We start from the raw sequence: 16,470 nt of genomic DNA on the forward strand, positions 1-16,470 counted from the left end.
CTGGTCACCTGACGTGGATCTCCCTGGGCGGTACTTGCCCCCCTCCCCCGCGCTTTACCAGGGATCGGCCGCCCCTCGTCGGTAGGGATTGACCCAGGTGCCGACGACGGCTGTCAGCGGGGCGTAGCTATCCAGCACCATGCCGCCTCATGTTGCCAGGACGAAGTTGGGCAGAACGAACTGACCGAGTTCCTCGATCACCTCGCCTGCAGGGCGTTGGCCGTACTTCAGATTGATGATCACATGGTTAACGCCGATCTCCTGCAAGCTTTCCAGCAATGAGATCAGGTGATATCGCCCTAGTTGATAGCCCAGGTGGATCGATCGTGGTGGTGTCTGCGGGTTATCGGTCAGGTCGATGTATAGCGACTGGGTGAAGGGCTTGAACAGCTCACCGCATTCGGCACGAACCGCAGTGCGCCAGTTCTCGACAATCAGCTGCTGCGTCTTCGGGGCGCGCGGATAACTGATCCAGCCATGACTGTAGCGGGCAATCCATTCCAGTGTCTGGCGGCTATGGCCGGTGACAAAGAAAGGAATTTCCGCCGTGGTCGGCTTGGGAATCAGATCCGCGCCCTCAAGCGTCCCGCCGGACCAGGTCAAAGGCATGAAACTGCTGCGCTGAGCCTCGCGAAATACCTCGAGGTATTCGCGGAACAGGCTGTCGCGTCGCTCCGGGTCGACACCGAATGCGGGAAACTCCACCGGTCGGTCACCGGAAGCCACACCGAGTAACAGGCGGCCACCGCTGAGCTGATCGACACTGGTAGCGGCCTTGGCGGTGTGCAGGGGATTGCGGATTGGCAGGATGATCGAGGCGGTACCCAGCGCAATCGAGTGTGTGTGTGCCGCCATAAAACCCAGGTAGACCCAGGGGTCGAAGACCTGACCCGAATCACCGAAGCTGGGGTCGCGTAACGGCACGTCGCGAAACCAGAGGGCAGAGAAACCCAGCTTGTCGGCACGTTGAGCCAGGCTCACCTGGTCGAGCATGCTCGGCGTATCACCGGCAAAGGCTTCGAGGGGAAAGAAAAGACCCAGGGTCAAGCGGCCTTGGCGGTAAGTGCGCTGAAAGCCAGGTTGTCGCTGATAGGGAATGGAATTCGGAGTGAACATACGCCCTCCTACCTATTTCAAAAGATGTTGAGGAGCTGAAAGACATCCCTGCGAGCGGATATCAAATCAGCGTTATCAAGGCCACCTGGAGCTCCGCGCTGGGCGTTTGCAATGGCCCGGGGGCGATGCGTTGCGAGGTCACCAGCTACCCCCGCTGCAAGGCAGCGATACAGAGCGAGACGGTCGACGGCGACAGACCTATACGATCCCGAATGAGTGCTCACTGGGTGTCCCGCGCTTCTTGGTTCGGCGGTTCGATATGCTCGATGTTTCCCAGTACCAATGCTCGCCCGGCAAACAGACCACCCGCTGTTTCCAGGGCAAAACGTTCGGCATCGCGTTTGCGCACTTCGTCGGTTACCGCGTCGGCTTCGAGTTCCGACGCCCCCAGCGTCAGCACGGCCTGACGGCCGAGCAGCAGCGCGGCCTCAAAGGTTTCCCGCACTATGTAGTCGGCGTCGTGCTTGACCAGCTCCAGCGCGTGCTCGCGGTCAAAGGCACGCACCACCAACTGCACCTGCGGGCAGTAGTGCCGCGTACTTTCGACTATGCGTGTCGCGGCCTTTTTATCATCCACACAAACGATGATGGCGCGGGCGTGATGGGCACCGGCAGCGTGCAATATTTCATGGCGGGCACCATCACCGTAATAGACCTTGAAACCATAGGGCTCCACAGCGCGGATCACCTCCGGATCTATCTCGATAATGGAAAGTTTCGCTCCCTGAGCGAGCGGTGCCTGGCAGGCAATCTGGCCAACGCGGCCAAAGCCGATGATGAGTACATTACCTTGCAGATTCTGTGCGGTTTCCACACCGGCCATCGAAACGCTCTGTGCGCGGGCAAAACGCCTGTACAGCAGTAAGGCCACCGGCGTAATGGCCATGGAGAGCACCACGATAGCCGTCATATTGGCGTTGACTTCGGGGCTGATGACCCTGAGCTTGAGCGCCTCGGCAAACAACACAAAAGCAAATTCGCCACCCTGCGCCATAAGCACTGCACGATCCAGCGCATCGCCATGGGAGCTCTTCGCGAGGCGCGCGACCGCATAAATACACAGTGCCTTGACCACCATCAGCGCCAGCACACCAGAGGTGATGAGCATCCAGTTCGTGACCACCACTTGCAGATCCAAGGCCATGCCGACGCCAAGAAAAAACAGCCCCAGCAGCAGGCCGCGAAACGGCTCTATGTCGGCCTCCAACTGGTGGCGAAATGTGGATTCCGATAGCAGCACACCGGCAACGAACGCCCCCATCGCCATTGAAAGCCCGCCGACTTCCATCAGCAGCGCTGCCCCCAGCACCACCAGTAGCGCGGCGGCGGTCATCACCTCGCGCGCCCGGGCTTGGGCCAATACCCGAAACAGTGGATTGAGCAGCCACAATCCGATGGCCACCAGTGCGCCCAAGGACAGGGCGGCGATACCGATACGCTGCCAAAGCGGTGACGTGGGCTCATGCACCAATTCAGTGGGCGCCAGAAATGCCACCACCGCCAGTAACGGCACTATCAACAGGTCTTCAAACAGCAAAATGGACACGATGCGCTGCCCCCTCGGCTCGGTTATGTCACCGCGTTCCGAGAGGACTTGCATAACCAAGGCCGTGGATGTGAGTACAAAACCGGCTGCGCACACAAACGACACCTGCCAGGGGAAACCAAAGGCCATACCGACAAAGGTGAGCAGAAAAGCACAGACCACCACCTGCAGGCTGCCCAACCCAAAGATCTGCCCACGCAGCTCCCATAGGTGCGAGGGTTTCAGCTCCAGTCCAATCACAAAAAGAAACATCACCACACCCAGCTCGCCCACCTGAATGATGGTGTGGGGGTCATGGATCAATTGCAGTCCGAAGGGGCCAATCATCATCCCCGCCACCAGGTAACCCAGCACCGAGCCGAACCCGATGCGTTTGAGCAGCGGCACTGCCACCACGGCCGCAGCGAGCAACGTGATGACACCCAATAATTGTCCTGCGTTGCCTTCAGCGGCCATAGCCTTGACCCTCAGCCCATGTCAGGAGCGGTTACAGGTAAACGTTCGTACAGCCCCGATTTCGGGTGCTTCACCCGACCGGATGGCACGCGCGCCATACAACTTCAGCGTCGGCGCCGCAGCTGCCGCCGGTTCGAATAACGAGGCAAGTCGGCTTGCTCCCGGGGCGATCCACAGCCCCCTTTCGCCGAGTAAAAGGCCGCCGGCGAGTGCGGCGATACCGATCAAAGTCCAAACCGGCAGCGCTATCTGGCTGCTCAAGCGATGCCGTGGCCAGACTCGACGTTTGTCGCCTGGGCCACTCGCTGTCAGGCATGGCGTCCTAGGCAATGCGGTCATCGCGCTCACGCAACAGCCAGTAGGTCAGACCCAGGGCCAGGGTGGCGCCAGCCAGTGCCGCGACTTTGGCCGGGCTGACATCGGGATCCAGGACCACGAACTTGCGGGACAGCGCGATCAACCCGATCAGGATGACCGTCTTGACCTGAATGATGCTGTCACGGCGCAAGGCCACGCGCACGATGGAATGCTTGAATTCCATCGCGATCAGGAGCGTCATGATCATGCCGAACACAGTCTGGAAGATCTTGTGGTCGAGCGGGTTGAATGCATCGATGATCAGCAGGCTGAAGACAATGTGAATCAGCTGCACCAGCGAGACCAGGATAATCACCGCGATCACCGCTGAAAGGATGATGGCGACGGCCTGCTCGAAGCGTTCGTAAAACGTCATCACCGCCCATTCACGACGAAGTCGTTCGAGTGTCGTCCCGGTCTGATTGCTGTTGCTCATGCGCCACTCCTTCAGAAACAGGCCATTCCTACGAGAAATCGCGGTCGCTGCGCCTCTTGCGCCAGCCCAGGCCTTCGTCCATGCCGAAGCGCGTGAACATGTCGCGGGCGATGTCGGCAGCCGCGCCAGGTCGTCACGACAGGAGGTCGCGCAGCCAGGTGCTCCACCCCGCGCGCGCAGGGAACGTCGTACTTGGATAGGCCGGGCTCGACCCGAGAGGTGCCCGGCGCATCAAAGAGAAAGCACGGGCTGCCCGTCTCGAATGTTCAGGATCAGGGCAGCCCCGCGCTTCATGCTTTACCACTTTCGGACTTCTTCTTGCGCGCCCCCTTGCTCGGCTCCTTGGACGAGCCTGGCGGTTGCGCAGATTCGGCGGGAGCTTCGGCGCTGGCCGCAGCGTCTGGCTTGCGGTCGAAGGCGACCCGCTCCGCCTTGTCGTCCCAACGTGCACAGGCGTGATCACCCTTGCCGATGCCGCCGCCGAGTATCTCGCGCGCCAGTGCCGTTTCCAGTTCGCTGCGAATCAGCCGTTTGAGCTCGCGGGCACCGAATTCGGGCTTGTAACCTTCTTCCGCGAAGTGATCGACCAGCGTCCCATCGAACGTCAGCGTCACCCCCTGGCTCGCGGCACTGCGGGCCACGCGATCGAGTTGCAGGCCGACGATGTGGCGGATCTCCTCCCTGCCCAGCGCATGGAACACGATGAGCTCGTCGATGCGGTTGAGGAACTCGGGGCGGAAGTGCCCGCGCAGCACGTCCATCACCTCTGCCTTGGTCTTCTCGTACTCCTCGCCGGCCGCTCCGCGCGCCTTCAGCCGGCGCTGAATGATGTCGGATCCCAGGTTGGAGGTGGCGATGATGATGGTGTTGGTGAAGTCCACCACGCGACCCTTGCCGTCGGTGAGCCGCCCGTCGTCGAACACCTGCAGCAGGATGTTGTAGACGTCGGGGTGGGCCTTCTCGATCTCGTCGAGCAGCAGCACACTGTAGGGCTTGCGACGGACCTTCTCCGTGAGCTGGCCGCCTTCGTCATAGCCGACGTAGCCCGGCGGAGCGCCCACCAGCCGCGCCACGGTATGACGCTCGCCGTACTCCGACATGTCGATGCGCAACAGGGCGCCCTCATTGCCGTAGACGGATTCGGCCAGCGCCTTGGCGAGTTCGGTCTTGCCGACGCCGGTGGGGCCCAGGAACAGGAACGTGGCCACGGGCTTGCTGCCTTCGCGCAGACCCGCGCGCGACAGCCGCACTGCATCCGCCACCGCCCGTACCGCCTCGTCCTGCCCCACCAGGCGCTCGTGCAGCCGCTGCTCCAGGTGCAGCAGCTTCTCGCGCTCCTCCACCGTCAGCTCATTGACCGGGATGCCGGTCAGGCGCGAGACGATCTGCGCCACGTGCTCCGCCTTGACTTCGGCGCTGCCCGAGCCGCGCTCGCGTTCCCAGTCCTCGACCTGCGTCTTGAGTTCGGCTTCCTTGGTTTCGATGCGCTTGCCGACCTCCGCCGCATTGTCGTATTGCTTGCGGGAAGCCAGGTAGTCCTGCTCCCGGCGCAACTGGTGCAGTTCGGCCTCCGACTCCTGCACCGCAACGGGGCGGGCCGTCGCCGACAGCTTCACGCGGGCGGCAGCCTGATCGAGCAGATCGATGGCCTTGTCCGGCAAAAAGCGCGCGGTGACGTAGCGATCGGACAGCTCGGCGGCCGCGATGATCGCGTCCTCGGTGATGCTGACCTTGTGGTGCGCCTCGAAGGTATCACGCAGGCCGCGCAGGATCATGATGGTCTGCGCCACCGTTGGCTCGGGCACCATGACCGGCTGGAAGCGCCGCTCCAGCGCGGCGTCCTTCTCGATGTACTTCTGGTACTCGTTGAGCGTCGTCGCGCCGATCAGGTTCAGCTCACCACGCGCCATCATCGGCTTGAAGACGTTGGCCACGTCCAACCCGCCTTCGCCACCACCCTGGCCGGCGCCCACGATGGTGTGCACCTCGTCGATGAAGAGGATCATCTCGCCCTGGTGCTCGGAGATCTCCTTCAGCACCTTCTGCACGCGCTCCTCGAACTCGCCACGGTACTTCGCGCCGGCCACCATGGAATTGATGTTCAGCTCGACCAGGCGCTTGTCGCGCAGCGTCTCGGGCACCTCGCCGGCCACCATGCGCTGTGCCAACCCCTCGACGATGGCGGTCTTGCCCACGCCAGGCTCGCCGATCAATACGGGGTTGTTCTTCTTGCGCCGCGCCAGCACCTCGATGGTGGTTTCGATTTCCTGCGCGCGGCCGATGACCGGATCCAGCTTGCCCGCATGGGCCATCTTGGTGAGATCGCGCGAATACTTGTCGAGCTCCGGGGTATTGGTCGGCGTCTCGGCGCGGCCATCCTCCGCACCTTTGCCGACCACCTTGTTTACCTGCTGACGCAGGGCCTGCGGCGTGAGGCCATAGCGGCGCAGCAAGCTGGCGGCCAGCCCTTCGCCCTCTTCGGCCAGGCCGATCAGGAAGTGCTCGGGCCCGACGTAGGAGTGTCCTAATTCATTGGAGGCGACGAAGGCGCGACTGAGCGCATCCTTCACCCGCGGCGACACGCCGATCTCGCCTTCGAACGGCTTGTCGCCGCGCTTGGCTTCGGCTTCGATCTGGCGTTTGAGGTCATCGACCTTGATCTTGAACTGGCTCAGGATGGTCTTGATCACGTCGCTGTCGGCCAGCGCCAGCAACAGGTGTTCTGTATCGACTTCGGAGCGACCGAAGTCCGCGGCACGCTTGGCAGCTTCCTGCAACAGGGCCTCGGAGTGTTCGCTGATGCGGCTGGCCAGCCCGCTGCCGCGACGGCGCGGCGTGCCAGATGCTGTGGAGGCTGGTTCGCCAAACGACGCATCGACCACTTCATCGGCATCGGCTGCAGCCGGTGCCGACTCTTCTCCGATGCGGAAGAAATCGCTGCCCAGAAAATCTTCGAACAAGCCGCTGCGCGAGCCGAAAAGGGCTTCCAGCGGGGAAATGGCGCGTTTTTGCTGGCGCACCAGTTGGCGGTAGTGATCGTCACACAACAGCATGGTGGTGCGGCGACCATTGAGATTGGCTTCCACCCGCGCGGTGGCGGGTTGGCCGCAGATTTGGCACTGTTTCCTGGCCATGCGGACGCTCCTCGGGTCATTCGGATGACGAGGTGCAGCAGGCCGCGGCACCTCGTCTCCTGGTTGGATTTCGTGGCGACCGCAAGGGACTTTCCGAGTTAGCTACCAATCGGAATCGAACGGCCGTGCTTAGGTGCACTTGCTTCGCGCTTCGAATCCTGGTTGGCATCGTCAGGCAGGTTCAGTGCACGCTGGAAACTGCCGTAGGGGCGTTCGACACGAGGGAAGCCGCCTTCCTTCTTCTCCAGCTCCTGGCGCTTTCACCTCGCACCATCGGCAGGTCGTTGTCGGGCGTGATCTGGAAGTCCTTTTCTTCGACACCGGGAACGTCGAAGGACATCTTGTACTGCTTATTGGTTTCCTGAGAATCCAGCGCCAGCTGCAGCATGCCTCGCCAGTCGAACGGCAAGCGCGGCACGGCAAGCGCCAGAAAACCAAATCCAGCCAAGCCCAAGGGGACTGTTGCAATACCTGACAAAGTCTGCGCTTGGCAGGCTAGAAGTCAAGCGACTTAATCTAGCTCAGAAGGCGGGCGCGGATTCAGCTCCCGAGCGCTCCATCATCGTCGAACAGCACACACCAGGCACCAGCGGCATTCCTGTGCCAGGCGGAACGGAAGCTGCTGCGCTGGAAGCGTGCCGCGAGCGACTGGCCACCCGCTGGTTGGCGTGGAAGCACTCGACGGTGCGCGCCGTTAGGGCGCCCAGGGCAGCAGGTTCTTGTCGAGGATGCGCGTGCTTTGCCGCCCGTCCTTGAAGTCCAGCCCGGGGTGTGCGAGCCAGCTGTTCTCCATGGCCGAACGGACAGCCCGGAGCTTCTGCTTGCGGTCGATCCTGGCGGATATCGCCAAAGAAAGGCCGTCAACGTCAGGGGGATAGTCTGCGCCGGTGGGGCGGGCCTGCCGGACGACGACACCAGCAAGTGCCATGAACGAACTCCTGAACAAGAGTCCGGACCCGATGCTTGCCTCGCCGGCCGCACTCCTCCGGCAACCATCCGGAAACCACGCCCCGCAGAGGTGGACTTTAAACACCTGGCCGGGGGCAGATTCCGCTAGCTATCGCTGAAACGAAAAAAGGGCCGTAAGGCCCTTTTTTCAACGATCTTCAGACTGTGCTGGATGCCTGTAGATCATAATTTGGAGCGGGAAACGAGACTCGAACTCGCGACCCCGACCTTGGCAAGGTCGTGCTCTACCAACTGAGCTATTCCCGCAATACAACTTGGTACAGAAAATGGCGTCCCCTAGGGGACTCGAACCCCTGTTACCGCCGTGAAAGGGCGGTGTCCTAGGCCACTAGACGAAGGGGACCTTGGAACTTGGTTGCCCGCCTGCCGCAGTAAGCCTGGCGAATCTGGAGCGGGAAACGAGACTCGAACTCGCGACCCCGACCTTGGCAAGGTCGTGCTCTACCAACTGAGCTATTCCCGCATGTACAACCCACTTCCCCGTGGAAAGTGGCGTCCCCTAGGGGACTCGAACCCCTGTTACCGCCGTGAAAGGGCGGTGTCCTAGGCCACTAGACGAAGGGGACGCAGCCCGGAACTTACAACAGCTTTTCCGGCTTCCCTCGCTCTGTTTCGAGCATTGCGCTGGAAGTGGCGCGCATTCTAGGGAGGCTTTAGGAGGTCGTCAACCTCTCTCTAAAAATTTTTCAAAATCAAAGACTTCAGGCCATAAATTGACGTGGCACTAGGAGCCTTGCAGCCAAGCCACTACACTCGGACGAAAAACCAGCACTCGAGAGGTTCAAGCAGTGTCCCCACTCGTGATTACCCTGCTGATAGTCGGAGGCATCGCGCTGCTGATCGTGATCGCCTACGTCAATCACATGGTCGAGAACAGCAAGCTGGAAAAAGCCCGGCAGAAAGCCGATCTCAACGACCGTATCCGCCGCTGCCTGGACGTCTCGGAAAAGATGCCCGGCCAGTTGATGAGCGCAGCGTTGAAACTGCTGCTCAGCCGCCTGCAACTGCAACTGAGCGAGCGCCTGCTGCCGCTGGACAAGGGCAACGCCGGCCTCAAGGGTCGCATCGATGAACTCAAGGCGCTGGTGGCCCGGGGCGAGTCGATCCCGGTGAACAACGCCCCGCAACCCATCCTCAACGAAGCCAAGGCCAAGGACGTGCGTTACCTTCTGGAAAACCTGCACGCCCTGATCACCGGCTCGGCGCAGATCGGTCTGCTGCCGGCCAATGAAGGCAAGCACTGGCTCCAGCAGATCCGCCAGATGCTGGTGCAGCTGCATATCGAGTTCTTCGGCAACCTCGGCCAGCAGGCCCTGCAACAGAACCAGCCGGGCCAGGCGCGCCTGGCCTTCGAGCGCGGCGTGCAGTACCTGCGCAAACAACCGGAACCGGCGCTGTACCAGACCCAGCTCAAGCACTTCGAGCAGCAACTGGCGAGCGCCAACGCCCTGGTGCTGGACAAGGTGCAGCCCTCGGCCGATGCGCCCAGCGAGCTGACCGAAGGTTTGAAGAGCCTGGATGACGACGACTGGAAGAAGAAGAATATCTACGACTAGCGTCTGCCAAGCGATCCGCCGTACCCCATAAGGAGTTCCGATGAGTCTGACCGTCTACGGGGCGCCGCTCTCCCCCTTCGTCCGCAAACTCTGCCTGTGCCTGCTGGAAAAGGGCCTGGACTACCAGCTGGAGGTGGTCACCCCGTTCGGCCAGCCCGACTGGTACCGCGAGCTCAATCCGCTGGGGCGCATCCCGGCGTTTCGCGACGGCGACCTGACCCTGGCCGACTCCAGCGTCATCTGCCAGTACCTGGAGGAGCGCTACCCCGCACGCCTGGCCCTGTACGGTGAAGGCGCGGCGCAGCGCGCTCAGGTGCGCTGGCTGGAAAAGTACGCCGACTACGAACTCGCTCCGCTATGCACCTTCGGCGTGTTTCGCAACCGCACGCTGAAACCCAGCCTGGGCCAGCCCTGCGATGAGGCCAAGGTGCAGGCCACGCTGGAGAAACTGCCGGGGCATTTCGACTATCTGGAGGGCGTGCTGGGGGACGCCGAGTACTTGGTCGGCGAGCGCCTGTCGATGGCCGACCTCGCCCTCACCTGCCAGCTGATCAATATGCAGCACGGCGGCGAGACGCTGGATGCGGCGCGCTGGCCGCACCTGGCCGCACATTACGCCCGGATCACGGCGCGCGCCTCGGTGCAGCAGCTGCTACCGCGCGAGTTGCGCACCCTGGAGAAGATCCGCGCGCGTTGATCGGTGGACAAGCTGCGCGTTGTCCACCCTAATCGACTACCCGACTTAATCCTCAGTAGCTCGGATGCAATCCGGGGCTGCCTGGCGACTCAACAATCTGTCGCCGCCAGAAAGATCGCCGCCAGCGCCTCGATGCCGGCCTGATCGACCTCGCTGAAACGCCCGCTCAGCGGACTGTCCAGGTCCAGCACGCCGATCAGCCGGCCGTCCTTGATCAGCGGTACCACCAGCTCACTATTGGAGGCGCTGTCGCAGGCGATATGCCCGGCGAAGGCGTGCACGTCCCCCACCCGCTGGGTCTGCCGGCTCGCCGCCGCCGCGCCGCACACGCCGCGCCCGAAGGGAATGCGCACGCAGGCCACCTTGCCCTGGAAGGGGCCAAGCACCAGTTGCTCGCCCTGGGCCAGGTAGAACCCGGCCCAGTTCAGGTCGGCCAGTTCGTGGAACAGGAAGGCGGAAAACTGCGCGGCGTTGGCGATGAAGTCGCGCTCGCCGGCGAGCAGCGCTTCGAGTTGCGCCGCCAGCAGGGGGTAGCCGTCCAGCCCGGAGCCGGTCTGGGAAAGGTCGATCATGCGTCTTGCTCCAAGAGTTGCAGCCCGACCCAATGCCGGGCGAATTGAAAGGCGCAGCGGCCGTTGCGGTTGCCGCGACCCAGGGCCCAGCGGATCGCGGCCTTCTCCAGCGCCTCGCTCCATTGCCAGCGCAGGCCGGCCGACGCCGCCTGCACCTCGACCCAGTGGCGCACCACGTCGAGGTAGTGTTCCTGGCTGAAGGGGTAGAACGACAGCCACAGGCCGAAACGGTCGGACAGGGCGATCTTGTCCTCCACCGCCTCGTTGGGGTGCAGCTCGCCGTCGACCATCTGCCAGTTCTCGTTGTCGCTCTGCTTCTCCGGCATCAGGTGTCGGCGGTTGGAGGTGGCGTACAACAGCACGTTGTCCGGCGCGCGCTCCAGCGAGCCGTCGAGCACGCTCTTGAGCACCCGGTAATCGCCCTCACCGGCCTCGAACGAGAGGTCGTCGCAGAACAGCACGAAACGCTGCGGCAGGCGCGCCAGCTGCTCCACCACCCGCGGCAGGTCGGCCAGGTGATCGCGCTCGATCTCGATCAGGCGCAGACCGGCCGCCGCGTGCTCGGCGAGCAGCGCGCGCACCAGCGACGACTTGCCGGTGCCGCGCGCGCCCCACAGCAGCGCGTGGTTGGCCGGCAGGCCGGCGACGAACTGGCGGGTGTTGCGCGCCAGCTGCTCGCGCTGGGCGTCGATGCCAAGCAGGTCGTGCAGGCCGAGGTCGAGGCTGACCGCCAGGGGCTGCAGGAAACCGCTGCGGCCGTCGCGCGGCCAGCGCGCGGCCAGGCTCCGGTTCCAGTCCAGTTCCGCCCGCACTGCGGGCAACAGGGGTTCGAGGCGCGCCAGCACCTGCTCGGCACGCGCCAGAAAGCTCTGCAATCGGGAATCCACGCTCTACTCCTTTTGCGCAGGGCCGCACGCTGCGGGCTCTGCCGGTCCGGCGCCGCTATCGGCTATGCTTGGCAGGCGCCACGGATCAGAGACCACGCCCGCCGCCATGGATATATCGCTCACCCATCGCCTGTCGTTCCGACAGGCCGGCCTGACCGTGCTGGTGGCGTTCATCCTCGGCACGCTGCTCAGCGTCACCCAGGTGGCGATCGATTATGCCAGCGAAGAGGCCTCCATCAACCGCGAGATTCGCGCGCTGCTGGAAATCAGCCACAACCCCGCCGCCCGTATCGCCTACAACATCGACGCCGAACTGGCCCAGGAACTGGTGCTCGGCCTGCTGCGTTCGCCGGCGGTGACCCGCGCCGAACTGATCGACAACAGCGGCCTGGTGCTGGCCAGCGTCAGCCGGCCGCGCAGCGAGAGCCGCTACCGGGTGTTCAGCGACAGCCTGTTCGGCGCCCAGCGCCAGTTCCAGGATCCGCTCTACGTCGCCCACGCGCCCAACGAAGCGCTCGGCGAGCTGCGCCTGGAGGTGGACACCTACGCCTTCGGCAGCCACTTCCTGCGCCGCTCGCTGCTGACCCTGCTGACCGGCTTCGCCCGCAGCCTGCTGCTGTCGCTGATCCTCCTGGTGCTGTTCTACTTCATGCTGACCAAGCCGCTGGTGGGGGTGATCCGCGCGCTCAGCGAGCGCAACCCGCAGGACCCGCAGCATCGCCCGGTGCCCTGCCCCAAGGGCCACGAACGCGACGAGATCGGCACCCTGGTCGAGGTGACCAACCGCCAGCTGTCGAGCATCGCCCAGGAGATCGAGCAGCGGCGCAACGCCGAGGATCGCCTGACCCAGTACCTGGCCGAGCTGGAGAACATCGTCTCGGCGCGCACCGCCGAGCTCAAGGCCGCCAACGCCCGCCTCAGCCAGTCCAACCGCGAGCTGGAACTGGCGCGCACCACCGCACTGAACATGGCCCAGGCCCGCTCGGCCTTCCTCGCCAACATGAGCCACGAGATCCGCACCCCGCTCAACGGCCTGCTGGGCATGCTCGCCCTGGCCCTGGACGGCCCGCTCAGCGCCGAGCAACGCCAGCAGCTGGGCATCGCCCACGATTCCGGCAAGGTACTGGTGGAGCTGCTCAACGACATCCTCGACCTGTCCAAGTTCGAGGCCGGCCAGCTGGAGCTGGAGCAGATTCCCTTCGACCTCGGCGTGCTGGCCGAGGAAACCGCCAGCCTGCTGTCGCAGAACGCCGCCGGCGCGGTGGAGCTGACCTGCCTGATCGCCCCCGACCTGCCCGCCCAGGTCGTCGGCGACCCTACCCGGGTGCGGCAGATCGTCAGCAACCTCTTGTCCAATGCGCTGAAGTTCACCCGCTTCGGCCGCGTCGACCTGCAGGTATCGCGCAGCGCGGACGGCGTGCGCATCCGCGTGCGCGACACCGGCATCGGCATCGCCGAAGACGCCCAGGCGCGCATCTTCCAGCCGTTCGCCCAGGCCGAGGTGGGCATCACCCGCGAGTACGGCGGCACCGGCCTCGGCCTGGCGCTGACCCGCCGCCTGTGCGAGGCCATGCACGGCAGCCTCGGCCTGCAATCGAAGGAAGGCTTCGGCAGCGAGTTCTGCGCCGAGCTGCCGCTGCCGGCGCACGCCGAGGCGGCGGCGCAACCGACCCTGCACGGCCGCATCGTCGCCCTCACCCCGGCCAGCAGCGGCCTGCACCAGGTGCTCAGCCAGTGGCTGCCGGCCTGGGGCCTGCACTACCGGCGCCTGGACACCGACGCCAGCCTGCTCGGCGTGGACGCCGACCTGCTGATCAGCGACTGCCCGGAATGCCTGCTCGGCCTGCGACCAACGCTGAACACGCCGGTGCTGCTGGTCACCGCCTACGGCAACTTCCTGCCCCTTGATCAGGCCCAGCGCCTCGCCCCGCTGCAGCAGATCGCCCGCCCGCTGGCGCGCGCCGGCCTGCTGCAGATGCTCCGCCATATCCTCCACAGCGATGCGCCGAGCGCCGGCGGCACACCCCACGCCCAGGCGCCGAGCGAGCGCTCGGCGCGGGTGCTGCTGGTGGAGGACAACCCGGTCAACCAGCTGGTGGCCAAGGGCATGCTGGCCAAGCTGGGCTGCCAGGTGCTGGTCGCCGGGCATGGCGGCGAAGCCCTGGACCTATTGGAGCGCGAGGCCGTCGACCTGGTGCTGATGGACTGCAACATGCCGGTGATGGACGGCTATGAGGCCAGCCGGCGGATTCGCCGCAACGGCCGCTGGCCGGACCTGCCGATCGTCGCGCTGACCGCCAATGCGCTGTCCGACGAGCGTGAACGCTGCCGCGCCGCCGGCATGAGCGATTACCTGGCCAAGCCCTTCCGCCGCGAGGAGCTGGCCGCCCTGCTCGATACCTGGCTGCCGGCCGCGGTCACGCGTTGAGCACTGCGGCTGGCGCGCAGGACCTGGGCGGCCCCGCGGCACCCTAGGTGCCGAGTCGGCTCAGCAGGCGATCCAGGCGCTGGCGCAAGCCGTCCAGCTCGGCCAGCTCCTCGCCGCCGAACTGGCACAGCAGCTGCGCCTTGAGCGGCGCCACCCGCGCCTGCAACGCCCTGCCCGCCTCGCTCAAGGCCAGGTGCACCTCGCGCTCGTCGTGGGCGGCGCGGCGGCGTTGCACCAGGCCCATCTGCTCCAGGCGCTTGAGCAGCGGCGTGAGGGTGCCGGAGTCCAGCTGCAGGCGCTGACCCAGGGCCTTCAGCGTCGGCTGCTCGGGCGCCTGCGCCTGCCATTCCCAGAGCACCAGCATCGCCAGGTACTGCGGGTAGGTCAGGCCCAGCGCGTCGAGCATCGGCTTGTAGGCGCGAATCACCGCACGCGAGGCGGCGTAGAGCTTGAAGCACAGCTGGTTGTCCAGCTGCAGTTGGGCGCTATCGAAAGCGGTCATTTGAGCAGGGCTTCGATCTCGCTGGAGAGCTCCTCCGGCTTGGTGGTCGGGGCGAAGCGCTTGATCACCTGACCGTCCTGGCCGATCAAGAACTTGGTGAAGTTCCACTTGATGCCCTGGCTGCCGAGCAGGCCGGGGGCACGCTTCTTCAGCTGGACGAACAGCGGATGGGCATCGGCGCCATTGACGTCGACCTTCTTGAACAGCGGGAAGCTGACGCCGAAATTCAGCTCGCAGAACTCGGAAATCGCTCCCTCGTCGCCCGGCTCCTGCTTGCCGAACTGGTTGCAGGGAAAGCCCAGCACCACCAGGCCCTTGTCCTTGTACTGCTGCCAGATGCTTTCCAGACCCTTGTACTGCGGGGTGAAGCCGCACTTGCTGGCGGTGTTGACCACCAGCACGGCCTTGCCGCCGAAATCGGCCAGGGTCTTCTGCTCACCCTTGATGGTGGTGACCGGGATATCGAAGAGTGCGTTGCTCATGGGAGTCGTCCTGAAGTGGGCGGGATGTGCCGAACAAAATAGCGAGCAATTAGATTGCGTGCAATTTAATTGCTCAACGATAAGGCGCATGGATAGTGCGTCATGCGGCCCCACCTGCCTTTGCCCTCGACAATCGGTGCGCGCGGCCTGGGCGGCCCGGCGGTTCCCTATGCGAGGGTAGCCCCCAACGCCCGTACCAGCGCCGCCAGCTCGGGCGCCTCGCCCTGCAGGCGCACGCGCAGGCCGTCGAGTTCGCGGCGCATCGGGTAGTGCTTGCGCAGACGGTCGAAGCCGGCGCGGCGTGCCTCGGCGTCGCCGATAAGGCTGCGGCGGAAATCCGCATCGTCGCGGCGCGGGTCGTACACCGCGCGGCACAGGGCAGCCAGCGCCCAGGCCGGGTCGGCAGTGCCGTCCAGCGTCACCTCGCTCAGCCAGGGCGCCGGCAGCAAGTCGGCCAGGCGCACCTGTTCGGGCAGACCGAGGGCGCGGCAGCAGGCCTGGTAGATCTGCGACGTGCCGCGCAGCTTGCCGTCCAGGCTGTAGCCGGCGATATGCGGGGTGGCCAGCTGACACAGCGCGGCCAGTTCGACGTCGGCCTGCGGCTCGCCTTCCCAGACGTCGAGCACCGCCTTGAGATCCGGCCGCTGCGGCAGCAGCTGACGCAGCGCGGCGTTGTCCACCACCGCGCCGCGGCTGGCGTTGATCAGCCAGGCGCCGGGCTTGAGCGCTGCCAGACGCGCGGCATCGAACAGATGGCGGGTGCCGGCGTCCAGCGGCGTATGCAGGCTGATCACCTCGCACTCGGCGACTATCCGCTCGAGGTCGACGAAATCGCCGCCCTCGGCCGCCTGCCGCGGCGGGTCGCACACCCACACCTGCCAGCCCAGGCCGCGCAGCAGCTCGACCAGGCGCCCGCCGACCTGCCCTGCCCCGACCACGCCATAGACCCGCGTGGCCGGATCGACGCCTTCGCGCTCGGCCAGGGTCAGCACGCTGCCCAGCACGTAGTCCACCACGCCGCGGGCGTTGCAGCCCGGCGCGCTGCTCCAGGCGATGCCGGCCTCGGCGAAGTAGTCGAGATCCAGATGATCGGTGCCGATGGTGCAGGTGCCGACGAAACGCACGCGGCTGCCTTCCAGCAGCGCGCGGTCGACGCGGGTCACCGAACGCACCAGCAGGAGATCGGCGTCGCGCACATCGGCCGCCGCGATGGCCCGGCCGGGCAGCCGGCGGATGCTGCCGAAGGCGGCGAAGAACTCGTCGAGCAGGGGAATGTTTTCGTCGGCGACTATATGCATGGCGGGCTCCGCGGATCAGGCCGCCATTCTATGC

General features: G+C 64.9%; 13 protein-coding genes, 4 tRNA genes and 1 pseudogene. 3 read left to right on the forward strand and 15 right to left on the reverse strand.

Features of this window, described 5'->3' with window-relative positions; translation table 11 throughout:
* Positions 1-147: 147 nt before the first annotated feature.
* From AC1G9C_RS13685 to AC1G9C_RS13730, 10 genes and pseudogenes are all read right to left on the reverse strand, one after another.
* A complete protein-coding gene (locus AC1G9C_RS13685; protein ID WP_480407854.1) occupies positions 148-1,116 on the reverse strand; it encodes an LLM class oxidoreductase in 969 nt (322 codons plus the stop codon).
* A 220-nt stretch (positions 1,117-1,336) separates the two neighbouring features.
* Positions 1,337-3,118, reverse strand: coding sequence for a monovalent cation:proton antiporter-2 (CPA2) family protein (locus tag AC1G9C_RS13690; RefSeq protein WP_480407855.1), 1,782 nt, complete (start codon positions 3,116-3,118; stop codon positions 1,337-1,339).
* A 322-nt stretch (positions 3,119-3,440) separates the two neighbouring features.
* The gene (locus AC1G9C_RS13695; protein WP_021441646.1) at positions 3,441-3,911 is read right to left on the reverse strand and encodes a phosphate-starvation-inducible PsiE family protein; all 471 of its coding nucleotides are present in this window, start codon (positions 3,909-3,911) and stop codon (positions 3,441-3,443) included.
* A 290-nt stretch (positions 3,912-4,201) separates the two neighbouring features.
* Positions 4,202-7,045 carry a heat shock survival AAA family ATPase ClpK gene (clpK, locus tag AC1G9C_RS13700; RefSeq protein ID WP_480410411.1) on the reverse strand — a complete coding sequence of 948 codons (2,844 nt, stop codon included), beginning with the start codon at positions 7,043-7,045 and terminating at the stop codon, positions 4,202-4,204.
* A 98-nt stretch (positions 7,046-7,143) separates the two neighbouring features.
* A pseudogene (locus AC1G9C_RS13705) lies at positions 7,144-7,487 on the reverse strand (Hsp20/alpha crystallin family protein); the annotation flags it as partial.
* Between the two features lie 252 nt (positions 7,488-7,739).
* A complete protein-coding gene (locus AC1G9C_RS13710) occupies positions 7,740-7,973 on the reverse strand; it encodes a hypothetical protein (RefSeq protein ID WP_480407856.1) in 234 nt (77 codons plus the stop codon).
* A gap of 211 nt (positions 7,974-8,184) precedes the next feature.
* Positions 8,185-8,260, reverse strand: a tRNA-Gly gene (locus tag AC1G9C_RS13715).
* 21 nt (positions 8,261-8,281) lie between these two features.
* Positions 8,282-8,357, reverse strand: a tRNA-Glu gene (locus AC1G9C_RS13720).
* Between the two features lie 44 nt (positions 8,358-8,401).
* A tRNA-Gly gene (locus tag AC1G9C_RS13725) sits at positions 8,402-8,477 on the reverse strand.
* Positions 8,478-8,504: 27 nt separating this feature from the next.
* A tRNA-Glu gene (locus AC1G9C_RS13730) sits at positions 8,505-8,580 on the reverse strand.
* 222 nt (positions 8,581-8,802) lie between these two features.
* On the opposite strand from AC1G9C_RS13730, the gene AC1G9C_RS13735 reads away from it, so the two are divergent.
* Positions 8,803-9,570 (forward strand): hypothetical protein, encoded by a 768-nt coding sequence (locus AC1G9C_RS13735; RefSeq protein ID WP_031303554.1) that lies wholly within the window; start codon positions 8,803-8,805, stop codon positions 9,568-9,570.
* 40 nt (positions 9,571-9,610) lie between these two features.
* Positions 9,611-10,267, forward strand: coding sequence for a glutathione S-transferase family protein (locus AC1G9C_RS13740; protein ID WP_480407857.1), 657 nt, complete (start codon positions 9,611-9,613; stop codon positions 10,265-10,267).
* Between the two features lie 89 nt (positions 10,268-10,356).
* On the opposite strand, the gene AC1G9C_RS13745 is transcribed toward AC1G9C_RS13740, so the two are convergent.
* Together AC1G9C_RS13745 and AC1G9C_RS13750 are read right to left on the reverse strand one after the other, a co-directional pair.
* Positions 10,357-10,839, reverse strand: coding sequence for a GAF domain-containing protein (locus AC1G9C_RS13745; RefSeq protein ID WP_480407858.1), 483 nt, complete (start codon positions 10,837-10,839; stop codon positions 10,357-10,359).
* A complete protein-coding gene (locus tag AC1G9C_RS13750; protein WP_480407859.1) occupies positions 10,836-11,726 on the reverse strand; it encodes an ATP-binding protein in 891 nt (296 codons plus the stop codon). Before AC1G9C_RS13750 ends, AC1G9C_RS13745 begins: the two co-directional genes overlap by 4 nt.
* A 106-nt stretch (positions 11,727-11,832) precedes the next feature.
* On the opposite strand from AC1G9C_RS13750, the gene AC1G9C_RS13755 reads away from it, so the two are divergent.
* A complete protein-coding gene (locus tag AC1G9C_RS13755) occupies positions 11,833-14,154 on the forward strand; it encodes a hybrid sensor histidine kinase/response regulator (protein ID WP_122107068.1) in 2,322 nt (773 codons plus the stop codon).
* A gap of 43 nt (positions 14,155-14,197) precedes the next feature.
* Here AC1G9C_RS13755 and AC1G9C_RS13760 read toward each other — a convergent pair whose 3' ends face one another.
* The 3 genes from AC1G9C_RS13760 to pdxB all read right to left on the reverse strand — a co-directional run bounded on the left by AC1G9C_RS13760 (position 14,198) and on the right by pdxB (position 16,436).
* Positions 14,198-14,656 (reverse strand): MarR family winged helix-turn-helix transcriptional regulator, encoded by a 459-nt coding sequence (locus AC1G9C_RS13760; RefSeq protein WP_021444510.1) that lies wholly within the window; start codon positions 14,654-14,656, stop codon positions 14,198-14,200.
* Positions 14,653-15,138 (reverse strand): glutathione peroxidase, encoded by a 486-nt coding sequence (locus AC1G9C_RS13765; RefSeq protein ID WP_021444509.1) that lies wholly within the window; start codon positions 15,136-15,138, stop codon positions 14,653-14,655. The genes AC1G9C_RS13760 and AC1G9C_RS13765 overlap by 4 nt, the downstream gene beginning before the upstream one ends.
* Positions 15,139-15,305: 167 nt before the next feature.
* Positions 15,306-16,436, reverse strand: coding sequence for a 4-phosphoerythronate dehydrogenase PdxB (gene pdxB / locus AC1G9C_RS13770; protein WP_480407860.1), 1,131 nt, complete (start codon positions 16,434-16,436; stop codon positions 15,306-15,308).
* Positions 16,437-16,470 lie beyond the last annotated feature (34 nt).

It is taken from the genome of Pseudomonas sp. ABa2 (assembly GCF_056676075.1).

Bases quoted from the DNA above. Each gene is read 5' to 3' on its own strand.
- AC1G9C_RS13690 (WP_480407855.1), bottom strand. From the start codon at position 3,118: ATGGCCGCTGAAGGCAACGCAGGACAATTATTGGGTGTCATCACGTTG.
- AC1G9C_RS13755 (WP_122107068.1), top strand. From the start codon at position 11,833: ATGGATATATCGCTCACCCATCGCCTGTCGTTCCGACAGGCCGGCCTG.
- AC1G9C_RS13765 (WP_021444509.1), bottom strand. From the start codon at position 15,138: ATGAGCAACGCACTCTTCGATATCCCGGTCACCACCATCAAGGGTGAG.
- pdxB (WP_480407860.1), bottom strand. From the start codon at position 16,436: ATGCATATAGTCGCCGACGAAAACATTCCCCTGCTCGACGAGTTCTTC.
- AC1G9C_RS13695 (WP_021441646.1), bottom strand. From the start codon at position 3,911: ATGAGCAACAGCAATCAGACCGGGACGACACTCGAACGACTTCGTCGT.
- AC1G9C_RS13685 (WP_480407854.1), bottom strand. From the start codon at position 1,116: ATGTTCACTCCGAATTCCATTCCCTATCAGCGACAACCTGGCTTTCAG.
- AC1G9C_RS13740 (WP_480407857.1), top strand. From the start codon at position 9,611: ATGAGTCTGACCGTCTACGGGGCGCCGCTCTCCCCCTTCGTCCGCAAA.
- AC1G9C_RS13745 (WP_480407858.1), bottom strand. From the start codon at position 10,839: ATGATCGACCTTTCCCAGACCGGCTCCGGGCTGGACGGCTACCCCCTG.
- AC1G9C_RS13760 (WP_021444510.1), bottom strand. From the start codon at position 14,656: ATGACCGCTTTCGATAGCGCCCAACTGCAGCTGGACAACCAGCTGTGC.
- clpK (WP_480410411.1), bottom strand. From the start codon at position 7,045: ATGGCCAGGAAACAGTGCCAAATCTGCGGCCAACCCGCCACCGCGCGG.
- AC1G9C_RS13710 (WP_480407856.1), bottom strand. From the start codon at position 7,973: ATGGCACTTGCTGGTGTCGTCGTCCGGCAGGCCCGCCCCACCGGCGCA.